Origin of the sequence: Accumulibacter sp., from assembly GCF_036625275.1 — a bacterium.
Lineage (GTDB): Bacteria > Pseudomonadota > Gammaproteobacteria > Burkholderiales > Rhodocyclaceae > Accumulibacter.
On record NZ_JAZKUD010000107.1, the window covers coordinates 1 to 11,598 of the forward strand.

Here is an 11,598-nt window from a genome sequence, read left to right on the forward strand (position 1 = left end):
AGACTAGACGGCCAGCCTGTAACGGGAAGGTATAGTCCAGACCACAAACCTGAAAGGGGCGGCGAAAGCCGTAGTGGTAAGCATAATCCTTTGGTCCAGGGTTCAAGTCCCTGCGGGCCCACCAGACTTGACGACCAACCCCTCATCGGGTTGGTCTTTTTTTGCCTACTCCCGCGTGCTGACGCGGGTTCGTGCGGGTTCCTGTGGACTTCGTCGTTTCCCGGAGGCTTCCGGATTCCGTCGTTTTCACTCTCTCCTGGCCATTCTTCTCTCCGGCCTGGCTGTCCGCCGGAGGCCGAAGTCCACGAGCGCCCCGAATTGGCCATGGAAAAATCAACAGGTTATGCGTGGTTCAATCAAGCGGTTGATTCGTGGCATTGGTGGGCGGAGGGAACAGCGGCGCCAGTGCAGCGAACGGAAAATGCTGGATCTCTGGCTGGCGTGCCGTTCAGTGCGTGTCGTTGAACGTTAGCGTCGCGGGTCCGAGCGTCTGCTCGGTGGCCGGTGTTGCCGTTGACGGGCTGGTCGAAGCTCCGAGCCAACGAAGGATGCCTTCCAAACTCGCTGTAGGACTGCTCGCTACCGTCAGTTGCCAATGGCGAAGATTGCAATAGGGCAGAGGTTGCGAACGCGGAAAGATGGAAGCGGTGGTTCACAATTAAAGATCGATCTGCTTGATCTCACAGTCGGCAGCGCAGCGCATGACAAGTGAGATCTGTACACAGTTTAGCCCTGACACGGGGAAGCCCGGAGGGGTTAAGAAGTGGCTGCATTGCATCGAAACTAGCAGTATTCATCTCTCTTCAGCTCGCGCAAACTGGCCCCTTGGCGAATCGGACTCTGCCAACAGGTCAATGTTCTCCTGACTCAACAAGGGTGAGCCAAGCAGGCGGGCTAATCCCTCGCCGCCCTGCGCCATGACCAGCATGTGGTTATGGATAAACATCGAACGGGCGATCGGCGCCATCAGGTTCATCCAGACCAGTGTGCTGTGCACATGCCACTCATAACGGACGATGCTAACTGCGCCTTTACACGAGAAATGCCAGCGACCAATTCCTTCAAGGTCTCCCTTGGCAGATCCTTCAAGCGCTACCATCTTTTCAACGCGTGTCGCACGCATGGAAAATTCCACCAGATAAGGAAACTCGCCCTGCCAAGCGTAGTTCCGGACGTTGTTTATGCCACTGGCGTCACCGACTGCAGTCTGCTCCACTTTCTGGGCACCTGGCCACCACTCCGGCCAGCTCAAGGAATTCTGGATCGCCTCGTACACCTTGGCGAGCGGCGCTTTGATACGCCAAATCGTCAGCAAGCGATATTCGGTCATGGCATGTGCAATGGAGTAGAGAAGCAAATCAAAAGCATTAAAGAAGATCCGGCCAATAAGCGGCAATGCTCACTTTGCAGAGCAACTGAATCGCCAACAACGTCGCGTACCAACGTAGCTTTCGCTCCTCTCCTGGTATGGACGATGAGCACCATGTGGCCGGTCCGCATGGCACCAAGCACCAGATCAGAAAGTTCCCTGCTTTCCCTTCTTCCGGTTCTTCTGCGCCCGTCGCAGCACCAACGAGACGGCCAATGAACGCGCCCCGACCCAGCATCAACAGCGTCCGCAGCCGATACAACAATCAAGACGAGGGCGCGGCCGATCGTCGCAACGCGCTGGGTCGCAGACCGCCGGCGACTGCACGCTGAACGGAACGATCACGCCTGCCGAATACGATCTGACGTGTCGTTCGCGGCGAGCAGCAGCGATAGAACAAGCAATGCAAGTGCGGCAAACTGGAGTGCGAATCGGATGGCTTGGCCCGTTTCCCAGTTAGAGCGCAGGTCTGACCAATCGAGCGGAATGTTCGGCAGCATTGCAGCGAGAAAGACCGCATTCGCCGGCGCTACCAGCCAGAAGAACACCACTGGAAAAGCAAGCAGAAGAAGGGACAGCGCGCCCACGGAAAGCCACAGGTCGTGCTTGTTGCTACGAATGAAGAATGCCAGCAGGCCGGTTGTCGCAATTGTCAATGGCTCAAGAAATCCACCAAGATGCGGTGGCCCCCACTGAACATACAGTGATCTCTGAAGTGTGATATACAGCGCTGCGTCGTACTGCATCTTTGCAGGCTGCTCAAGCACATGGGCGAAAGCCAGGCCAGAGAGCAGTGCGGCCAAGAGAATGGTGGTGAATCGCAATAGGCTTAGTGTCATGTGATTTCTACCTTCGAGACGTGGGATGGCTTGGATTTCTTGACTCAGTGCCGAGCGCTAACTCGCCAGACGACATTCCCCACGTCGTCGGCAACCAGCAACGCACCCGACTTGTCGAGTGCCACGCCGACTGGCCGGCCAAGGGCATTGCCGTCTCCGCTGAGGAAGCCGGTCAGGACATCGACGGGCTCGCCGGACGGGTTGCCGCTGTCGAACGGTACGAAGATGACCTTGTAGCCGCTGTGCGGTCGCCGGTTCCACGAGCCATGCTGGCCAATGAACATGCCTTTGGTGAAGACTTCCGGCAAGGTAGTGCCAGCGGAAGATGCCAGGCCCAGCGGGCGGTATGCGGTCCCAGGGCGTAATCGGGTGCAATTGCTGTGGCCACCAGATCAGGGCGCGGCGGCGTCACACGTTCGTCTACATGCGGCCCGTAGTAACTGTAGGGCCAGCCGTAAAAGCCACCATCACGTACCGACGTCAGGTAATCGGGCACCAGGTCGCTGCCGAGTTCGTCGCGCTCGTTAACTACCGTCCACAAGGCGCCGCTGTGCGGTTCCCAGGCCAGGCCATTCGGGTTGCGCAGACCGGTGGCAAGAAGCCGGTGCGCACCGCTGCTGATATCCACTTGCCAGATAGCGGCCCGCTCAGCCTCCACGTCCATGCCCCGTTCAGCGACGTTGCTGTTCGAGCCGACAGTCACATAGAGCTTGGTTCCATCGGGACTGGCGATCAGGTTCTTGGTCCAGTGATGGTTGATCGGACCGGCAGGCAGATCCACGACTTTGCTACCGCGCGCGCTGATGCGCGTGTCGCCAGCGGCGTAAGGGAAACGGACTATCGCGTCGGAATTGGCGACGTACAGATCGTTGCCGACCAGCGCCATACCAAGAGGCGAGTTCAACCCGTCCAGCAACACCGAGCGAACATCAGCTACGCCGTCGCCATCGCTGTCACGCAACAGGGTAATCCGGTTGGCGCTGGGTACGCCAGCCCCCGCCCGCTTTATCACCAGCCCCATCAACCAACCCTTGATCCCCTTGCCGTCATCAGGTTTGGGTGGCGCATTAGCCTCCGCAACAAGCACGTCACCGTTCGGCAGGACATGGAGCCAGCGCGGATGATCCAGGCCGCCGGCGAACGCGACCACCTGCGTACCCGGTGCGGGATGTGGTGTCGTCCCCTGCGGCCAGCCTTGGGCCGGAGCGATGTTTACGGTGGGTAACAGCGCGTGCTGTGGCGCTGGCAGCGCAGGGTGTGGCCCGGTGCCAGCGGAGACGGGCAAGGTTGCCATTTCTCCACAAGCACTGAGGGTCAGCAGCACCAAGCTGGACAACACGCCAAACAAAACGGCGATCAAGCGTGGACTCAACAAACGCATGTGCACTGTCTCAAGTTGAAACGCCGATCCATTTCTCGATCTTCAATTCATCAGCGTTGAAACTGAAGATGCTTCTCACAGTGTGCACGTTTTCATGGCTCACCCGTGCTGTCGGTGCGAAAGCGAACAGACGGTGTTTCCTTGTGCCGCTAAATTTGCGTGGCAAGCCAGTTGCCAAACGCAGTAAAAAAGGAGACACACCATGATTGAAAAGAACGCAAGCGTTCATTGGGAAGGCCAGGGCAAGAAGGGCCTGGGTACGATCAGCACCGAGACCGGTGCGCTGAAGCAATACCCCTATGGCTTTGCCAGCCGCTTCGAGGATGCCCGGCCCGGCACCAACCCCGAGGAAATTCTTGCTGCAGCTCACGCCGCCTGCTTCACGATGGCGTTTTCGTTCGCTTGTGATAAAGCGGGATTGGCGACTACCGACGTGGATACCACGGCCAGTGTGCGCCTGTCCAAACAGGGCGAAGGTTTTGTCATCGACCGCATCGCGCTGACCATGCAGGCCACGGTCCCCGGCATTGACGACGCGACGTTTCAGGAGATCGCCGCCGTGGCCAAGCGTGACTGTCCTTTGTCAAAGGCTCTTGCCAGCGTTCCGGAAATCACACTGGTGGCCACGCTGAGGCCAAGAGGCGCCAGTTGAGCGGCGCCCCGGTGGCGCATGGTGGCCGGAGCATGCGATCCGTAGCATCTTCAACACGGGCCCTGGTGCCGGACAGACCCTGGAGCACGCCTCCAGCGGTGGCCGCAAGGGTGGTCTTGCGCATCACCGACGGGGGGCCAGTTCTCGAACCCTATTCGTCCAGGAACCTCCGCCGGGAACAAGAAGAAAGAGGGCGCTACATGAGCCAGGGAAGGTACGCGGCCGAGATGACCGATGGCGTTCTCCCATGCCAACCCATTGAAATTCGGCGTGAATGACCCCGTGGCCCGGCCCGCTTCTACCCCGCTTGCACCGCTCAAGACGCTTTTCGAAACGAAGCGCGGCAAGGTGTTGCCGCTGCCTGCCAAGCTGGCGCGGTTGTACGGCAGCCTGCGCATGCCCCAGCCGCGCACGCATCCCCATGTGTTCAGCAATTTTGTGACCACCCTGGATGGCGTCGTTTCACTCAATGTGAAGGGGCACGCCAGTGGCGGGGAGATCAGCGGATTCAGTGCCCAGGATCGCATGGTGATGGGCCTGTTGCGCGCCATTGCCGACGTGGTGATCATCGGTGCGGGCACTCTGGGTGCCGATCGCAAGCATGTCTGGACGGCCAGAGCCATTTTTCCCGAGCTTGCGGATGACTATCGGCGGCTGAGCAAGGCGTTGGGCAAGAGCGAGGCGCCGCTGAATGTGATCGTCACCGGCAGCGGCGAGATCGATCTGCGTTTACCGGTGTTCGCATCTGGCAAGGTGCAGGCGCTGATCGTTACGACAACCGCGGGTGCGAAGCGCTTGCTCAAACAGGATGTGCCCGATGCGGTGGAGGTCTGCGCGATTCGTCGCAGCGCGGGCACAATCCCGGCCAGTGCCATTCTCGAAGAGGTGTGTCGGTTAAGCCCCGGCAAGCTGATCCTGGTCGAGGGGGGGCCGCAATTGCTGGGCGATTTTTACGCGCAGCGGCTTGTTGACGAGCAGTTCCTGACGCTCGCGCCGCAGATTGCCGGGCGCGGCACGGACAACGAGCGGCTCAGCCTGGTCATGGGGCACGCGTTCGCGCCGGGGGAGGTCCCGTGGGGAACTTTAAGCGACGTGCGGCGCGGCAGCAGTCATCTGTTTCTGCGGTACTCGTTTCCCGAGTCCCGGACGAGCCGGATATGACGCGACCATTCACGTCGATAGCGAGGACGGCCCGGATGGAATGACCTGAGACTCTGCCGGTATTGCGCCGGCAGGGCTATGTGCCGCGACTCTTGCGAGCCTTGGACAAAGCGATGGCAACGGCCTGCTTGACCGCCTTTTTCTTTGTCGGCGGATGGCTGGTACCAATCGCTCCATCCCGCTTCCAGTCGTCCACCAATGTCTTGATGTTGCTGCTGACAACTAACTTGCTGGAACCTTTCTTCAACGGCATGTCTATTCCCTATGTGCGAAATCGAACGGATGTGACTGCTGTATGTCTCGGAGCTTCAACTGAACTACTCATGCGCAGCGATCAAGAGAAATTCTTTGCGGCGAATGCCCTGTTGGGTAGATTGGCGAGGAGAACGTCAACGAATCTGGGGCGCTGGTTTCGGTAGCGCATTTAGTAGGCATGTTCCCCAACATCAGGGTTGCCGGTGGCCACTGCCTCGCATCGGTCAGGACGCGGACGATCAGTCCGTCTATCGTTGGGTGACGCCGTACCCCCATAGAAGCAAGGCCACGGTGCGCCGATGGCGTCAGACAATCGTCATTGGAGGAGTCGCCGGGCGCCCGGATGATCAGCGGAAAACCGCGAGTCAGCGAATCGGGCCAGACGACACGAGACGAAACCCAACGTTGTCGACCCGCTCGCCGGGGTCGTTCCAGTTACGCTCCGCGCTGCGCACGGCGTGGGGGTTGCCGTACCAGGAGCCGCCGCGCAGCACGCGCGCGTCGCCACTGGTATCGGGCTCGATTCCTTGCCACCAGCGTTCGTCATCATAGCCGCCGGCGTCGATGAAGGCCTGGTAACGCACATTGGTGATTGGGTGTCGTGCCATATAGAAAGTCGGCAGCGTGCGACTCTTTCCGTCCTGGTAGATGTAGTCGCCACCGGGTATTTCGACCCAGTCGATGCCCGGCAGTGTTGCGACGGGAGGGGCGGTTGAAGTAGTCATCGTGAGGCGCACTCGCTGGGATTGGTTGGCCCCATGATACCCGCAGTCCTTCTTCTTCTATGCGCGCTGCCGTACAGAATGATTCGGATTTAATTCAGATCCCTTTGGCAGTGAGCGATGCATTTGCCAGCAAACGCCCTTGAGCACCACTTCGCATGGATCAGGATGCTGCAGGTCCGGCCGGCCGTAGTTCCTCGCCAACCGCCCCAATCCGCTCCCGCTGCTCCTCCCACACCGCCGGCGGACTGATCGCCAGCTCATGCACAGTGACGTGCTGAGGCAAGGTCTCATCCAGGATCGCCGCCACAATGTCGGGCGCCAGCTTGGTCAGGTTGAGCATGCGGCACATGTAGCTGTTGTCGATCTTCTCGCGGGCGGCCAGGTCGGTAATGGATGTGGCTTCGCCAGACTCCAGCATCGCCAGCCAGCGATAGCCCTCGGCAAGCGCCAGTTGCATCGGCGTGGCGACCAAGTTCCAGGGCCTGGGGTGGGCGGCTTCACCGCCCGGCAGCGTGAGCAGTTTCCGCCCGCTGCGGCGCTTGATCTGGATTGGCACCGACAGGGTCAGCCTGCCGTCGCTGGCGGCGACGACATCGGGCACCCCGCTTCTGCGAATACGGACCGCGTTCATGCCAATGCCTCCTGGTGCCGTTCGGCCGACTCCGGACGCAGATCCAGCACCACCTGTTCGGTGCCGTTGGCGCGAAGGCGGACCTCCAGATCGGTGGGACAAACAATCACCTTCTCGATCAGAAGTCTGACGATGCGGGTCTGCTCGGCCGGGAACAACTGCTCCCAGATCGCATCGAGACGCGTCATGGAGACGGTGACCTTGGCCTCGTCCAGGATCGGATCCACTTTGCCCGCCTGCGACAGCAGCTCGCCGGGCAGCGCCGGGGCGCGCAGGATTCCGCGCAGTTGTTCGCGCACCGCCGATTCCAGTTCGGCTGCCGGCAAGCGCGGCAGACCGGACGCGCCCGCTTGTTCCTTGGTATCGCGCATCGGGATGTAATACCGGTAGCGCCGCCCGTTGCTCTTCTTCGTCGAGTGCCAGGGAGGCAAGGCACGCCCGTTGTTGCCGAAGACGATGCCCTTGAGCAGGAAGGGCACGACCGCCTGGGTAGCGCCGCCGCGCACCCGGCAGTTGGTGGCGATAATCGCGTGCACGCGGTCCCACAACTCGCGTTCGATGATCGGCGGGTGCGCCGCCGGAACCCACTGTTCCCTGTGCCGCAGTTCGCCGAGGTAGGTGCGATTGTTCAGCAACGTGTAGATCATCCCCTTGTCGATCGGTCTGCCCTTGCGGACCTTGCCGTCCTGGGTGGTCCACGCCTTCGAGGTGACGCCGTCTAGTTTCAACTCGTTGAACAGGGCGGTGCTGGAGCCGAGTTCGACGAAGCGTTGGAAGATATGCTGGATCAGCTTGGCTTCCTGCTCATTGGGGACCAGTCGCCGATTGTCGACGTCGTAGCCCAGCGGCGGCACGCCGCCCATCCACATTCCCTTGGCCTTGCTGGCGGCGATCTTGTCGCGGATGCGCTCACCAGTCACCTCGCGCTCGAACTGCGCGAAGGATAGCAGGATGTTGAGCATCAACCGGCCCATCGAGGTCGTCGTGTTGAACTGCTGCGTCACCGAAACGAAGGAGACGCCGTACCGTTCGAAGACTTCGACCATCTTGGAGAAGTCCGCCAGGCTGCGTGTCAGCAGATCGATCTTGTAGATCACGATCACGTCGATCTTGCTGGCCTCGATGTCGCCCGCCGGATCCAGTATCACCAGGTCACGCTGCACCAACGCCAGTCAGCCTCGGGCCTGTCCACCATCACCCCCCAACAGAAGGATCTGTTCGAAACCGTCGCCCTGCCCGAGTCCTTCGCCAGACGCCTGTAGTGCCAATTCTGAACCGGTGAATCGCCCGCAAACAATCACTTGGCCGTATTTGTGTCGAGCTTTGGTGGGCCCCTCTTCTCCTTTTTCCTGGTTCTTGCGCAGCCTACCTGGAGGCAAACGGCACGACCTCTTGCCTCGGATCCGAACTGATGACGGCTTTGTCGCGAAACCGACAACCGGATCGCCAGCGGGGCCCGGACAACCCGTCGTCAGGGGATGTCCGGGCCGGCGCGCTTCTTGCGTGGACAGGATGAATTCACGCGGAGTATGCACAATGCCGACAATGACCCTCACCGACCTCCTCGAACCATGGCAAGCTGGCCTGGCCGACGGCAGTATCGTTCCCTACCTAGGGCCGGGCGTGCTCGCCGATGTCGCTTCGCTGGCCGACGGCCGCAGCATGCCCGCGACCAGCGAGCAACTGATCCTGGCAATGAACGGCGGCCGGCCGATGGCGCCGAAGCAGATGTACGAGTTCCCCAGGGCGGCGATGAATGTCGAACTCAAGCGCGGCAGGAGCGCCGTGACGCGCTTCCTCGACAGCACTTACGGTGCCACACGCTGGACACGGGCGGCGCTGCATGACTGGCTGGCGACCGTCCGGCCGCCCTACGTCATCGACATCAACCGCGATACGCAGTTGCTCGAGTCGTATGCCGGGACGCCACACCTGCTGATCCTCGGCTGCGCACGGCTCGGCGGCACCGACTATCGCTTCCGGCTGCATGTCTCGGATGGCCACAGCTACCGCGCCATCTTGCCCGCGGAGGCCGACGCGACGCTGCCGGTGCTCTTCAAGCCGATGGGGGCGCCGCTGCCACAGCCGAGCTACATTGCCTCTGACGCCGACTATGTGGATTACATCACCGAGCTGATGGGCGGCTTTGCCGTGCCATCGTTCGTCAAGGCGCATCGCCGCGGCCGGCGTTATCTCCTGCTCGGCATGCGACTGAATCGCGACACCGAGCGCATGGTCCTCGCCGACCTGATCCATGATGCCGCTGTCGAGCCCGCCGGCTGGGCGTTGATCGCCGAGCCAAACGACAAGGAGCGTCGTTTCTGCAAGCGCATCGGTATCGAGATCGTCGAGGCCGACGCGCTGGCGCTGCTGGCCGAGGCCGTGCCGGGCTGATTCGCTCGGCGACCCGTCAAGCGGTGACTGGCAGCAGGGAGCGCGCCTGCGCGCGACAGCGGCTGGCGACGCCGGGGTCGAGGGCGTTGAGCCAGCGTTTCGGAATGGCCTGCGGCCCGTACAGCGCGCCCGCGAGAATGCCGGCGATGGCACCGGTCGTATCGGCGTCGCCGCCGCGATTGACGACATCGACCAGGCAGTCCTCAAAACCGTCGCTGTTGTCCAGCCCCTGCAACACCGCCTGCAGCGTCTCGACGACCCAGCCGCTTGGGTTCTCGCGGCGAGGGCGGTCGCGGAACGACAGTTCGGGATGTACCGCCAGCAATGAGCCCAGGTGGTGGCTGAGGGTCTCCGGCAGCGAACAACCGCGCAGCAGATCCTGTACGGCCAGGGTCAGAAATTGGCAGACCGCGTCCGACACGGCGTTGTTGTGCGTGACGTGCGCCTGCGCCTGCACGGCCGCGCTCACGGCGGCTGGCGACTGGCCGAGGGTCGCCAGGGCCACCGGCAACACGCGCATGGCGGCACCATTGCCGGCGTCGTGATCCGACGACGGCGCGACCGGCACGCCGGTCTGGCGAAAGGTGAGCAGGTTGCGGCGGACGGTATTACCGATATCGACCGGCTTGCGCCGCATCCAGGCATCGAAGGCCTCGGCGCAGGCGAGCGGCATGACGCTGCCGCCGTTGGCCAGGATGGCATCGCCGAGAGCCAACGACATGCCCGTGTCGTCGGTCACCTGACCTGGCCTGAGCTTGAGCCAGCCGCCACCGACGATCTCGCGATGCACGCCGAAGTGATGAACGATTTCGCGTGGCGTCATGAATTCGACCGTGGCGCCCAGCGCGTCGCCCAGCGCCAGGCCCAGATAGGCGGCCTCGGCCCGTGCCAGCAGCGCCCGGGAAACACTGGCCTGCGCGCTGGCTGGCGCCACCAGTGTCACCGGCTTGGGTACTCGACCAGGATGTCCTCGTCGCGGACGATGTACTGGCAGGCGAGCCGCCATTCGGTTGGCGGCAGATCGTCGACGTACATCTGTTCGATCTGCGCCTGCTTGATCTTGCCCATCTCCTTGAGGACAGCGACCTCGCGCACGTTGAGCGGACCACCCATGTGGCCGTACTTGTTGTGACTGCTCTTGTCGACGCTGCTGACCTTGACCAGGCAGGTGCCGCACTCGCCGTCACCACAGGAAAAGTCGATCGGGACATGGTTCTCCTTGGCGAGCTTCAGAATGGTCTGGGTGTGGCTGCCGGCAACGGCATAGATGGTCTTGTCCTTGTGCATCGGACTGGAGAAGGTGATGTTTGGCATGCTGGGCTCCTGGTAAATGGAAGGGGTGGGTGAAGACTCAAGCGGGCTGGACGACGATGCTGCCGCCGAGGACCTGCGCCTGGCAGGCCAGCCGGTGACGGCGTGGCGCGAGGTTGTCCTTGAGCACCTGATCTTCCAGTACGGACGGTGCAGCAAGGTGTTCATGACCGGAAACAATCCTGGTCAGGCAGGTGCAGCATTCGCCTTCGCGGCAGCCGTAGGTGATGCCCGCGCCGACCTTTTCCGAAACCTCGATCAGGCGGGTGCCTGCCGGTACGGTGACGGTGACGCCGATATCCTGAAAGGTGATGCTGGCCTTGGGCATGCGGTTTTCTCCGGTAAGTAAGGGGGAATCAGGCGAGTTGGGCGAGGTCGATGGTTCGCGGCGTCGCACGACCGAGGAGGTGCAGCGCGATCTCGCGGCCGAGATCGCGGCAGGCAGTAAAGTCATCGGCGGTCGGTGTCAGGCGTGCCCTGACGCCGGGCACGGGCACGCGCAGCTTCAGGCGGCGCAGACGGTCTTCGATCATCGGCACCGCTTCGCCGCTCCAGCCGTAGGAACCGAAAGCGGCGCCAAGCTTGCCCTTGACATCGACCATCGTCAGCGACGAGAGCAGATCCCAGACTGGCTTGACCGCGTCGCCGTTGATTGTCGGGCTGCCGAAGAGCAGCGCGTCTGCTTCCTCGATCAGGTCGACGAAAGGCTGCGCGTCGCCACCTTCGAGGTCGTAGAGGGAGACGCGCACCTCACCAGCTGCGCTCGAAGCCGACTCGGCACCCGCCGCCACGGCTTCAGCCATCCGGCGCGTGGCGCCATAAGCCGAAATATAGAAGACCAGCAGCGTCCTGGTGTTGGCACAGCGCAGACTGCTTGCCG

At 62.0% G+C, this 11,598-nt stretch carries 13 protein-coding genes and 1 pseudogene; 3 read left to right on the plus strand and 11 right to left on the minus strand.

Annotation, left to right across the window (positions count from 1 at the left end; genetic code table 11):
* Positions 1-793: 793 nt before the first annotated feature.
* The 3 genes and pseudogenes from V5B39_RS19700 to V5B39_RS19710 all read right to left on the minus strand — a co-directional run bounded on the left by V5B39_RS19700 (position 794) and on the right by V5B39_RS19710 (position 3,502).
* Positions 794-1,396, minus strand: coding sequence for an SRPBCC family protein (locus V5B39_RS19700; RefSeq protein ID WP_332344548.1), 603 nt, complete (start codon positions 1,394-1,396; stop codon positions 794-796).
* Between the two features lie 314 nt (positions 1,397-1,710).
* A complete protein-coding gene (locus V5B39_RS19705) occupies positions 1,711-2,208 on the minus strand; it encodes a DUF1772 domain-containing protein (RefSeq protein WP_332344549.1) in 498 nt (165 codons plus the stop codon).
* Between the two features lie 44 nt (positions 2,209-2,252).
* A pseudogene (locus V5B39_RS19710) lies at positions 2,253-3,502 on the minus strand (PQQ-dependent sugar dehydrogenase).
* 289 nt (positions 3,503-3,791) lie between these two features.
* On the opposite strand from V5B39_RS19710, the gene V5B39_RS19715 reads away from it, so the two are divergent.
* Together V5B39_RS19715 and V5B39_RS19720 are read left to right on the plus strand one after the other, a co-directional pair.
* Positions 3,792-4,241: an OsmC family protein gene (locus V5B39_RS19715; protein ID WP_332344550.1), complete on the plus strand. Its 450-nt coding sequence runs from the start codon at positions 3,792-3,794 to the stop codon at positions 4,239-4,241.
* 234 nt (positions 4,242-4,475) lie between these two features.
* On the plus strand, positions 4,476-5,402 hold the full coding sequence (locus V5B39_RS19720; RefSeq protein WP_332344551.1) for a dihydrofolate reductase family protein: 927 nt from the start codon (positions 4,476-4,478) through the stop codon (positions 5,400-5,402).
* A gap of 76 nt (positions 5,403-5,478) precedes the next feature.
* Here V5B39_RS19720 and V5B39_RS19725 read toward each other — a convergent pair whose 3' ends face one another.
* The 4 genes from V5B39_RS19725 to V5B39_RS19740 all read right to left on the minus strand — a co-directional run bounded on the left by V5B39_RS19725 (position 5,479) and on the right by V5B39_RS19740 (position 8,179).
* A complete protein-coding gene (locus tag V5B39_RS19725; RefSeq protein WP_332344552.1) occupies positions 5,479-5,655 on the minus strand; it encodes a hypothetical protein in 177 nt (58 codons plus the stop codon).
* Between the two features lie 367 nt (positions 5,656-6,022).
* Positions 6,023-6,382: an SUMF1/EgtB/PvdO family nonheme iron enzyme gene (locus V5B39_RS19730; protein WP_332344553.1), complete on the minus strand. Its 360-nt coding sequence runs from the start codon at positions 6,380-6,382 to the stop codon at positions 6,023-6,025.
* A 160-nt stretch (positions 6,383-6,542) separates the two neighbouring features.
* Entirely contained in the window at positions 6,543-7,013 is a 471-nt protein-coding gene (locus V5B39_RS19735; RefSeq protein ID WP_332344554.1) for a LacI family transcriptional regulator, read from the minus strand.
* Positions 7,010-8,179: a recombinase family protein gene (locus tag V5B39_RS19740; protein ID WP_332344555.1), complete on the minus strand. Its 1,170-nt coding sequence runs from the start codon at positions 8,177-8,179 to the stop codon at positions 7,010-7,012. The genes V5B39_RS19735 and V5B39_RS19740 overlap by 4 nt, the downstream gene beginning before the upstream one ends.
* Before the next feature lie 370 nt (positions 8,180-8,549).
* Here V5B39_RS19740 and V5B39_RS19745 point away from each other — a divergent pair, with 370 nt between their 5' ends.
* Positions 8,550-9,407, plus strand: a complete 858-nt coding sequence (locus V5B39_RS19745) for an SIR2 family protein (protein ID WP_332344556.1) — start codon at positions 8,550-8,552, stop codon at positions 9,405-9,407.
* Between the two features lie 16 nt (positions 9,408-9,423).
* On the opposite strand, the gene draG is transcribed toward V5B39_RS19745, so the two are convergent.
* From draG to V5B39_RS19765, 4 genes are all read right to left on the minus strand, one after another.
* Positions 9,424-10,341, minus strand: coding sequence for an ADP-ribosyl-[dinitrogen reductase] hydrolase (gene draG, locus V5B39_RS19750; protein WP_332344557.1), 918 nt, complete (start codon positions 10,339-10,341; stop codon positions 9,424-9,426).
* 5 nt (positions 10,342-10,346) lie between these two features.
* Positions 10,347-10,721, minus strand: a complete 375-nt coding sequence (locus V5B39_RS19755; RefSeq protein WP_034950897.1) for a 2Fe-2S iron-sulfur cluster-binding protein — start codon at positions 10,719-10,721, stop codon at positions 10,347-10,349.
* 37 nt (positions 10,722-10,758) lie between these two features.
* The gene (locus tag V5B39_RS19760; RefSeq protein WP_332344558.1) at positions 10,759-11,046 is read right to left on the minus strand and encodes a 2Fe-2S iron-sulfur cluster-binding protein; all 288 of its coding nucleotides are present in this window, start codon (positions 11,044-11,046) and stop codon (positions 10,759-10,761) included.
* A gap of 28 nt (positions 11,047-11,074) precedes the next feature.
* The coding region (locus tag V5B39_RS19765; RefSeq protein ID WP_332344559.1) for a flavodoxin domain-containing protein at positions 11,075-11,598 on the minus strand (524 nt) is incomplete at its 5' end.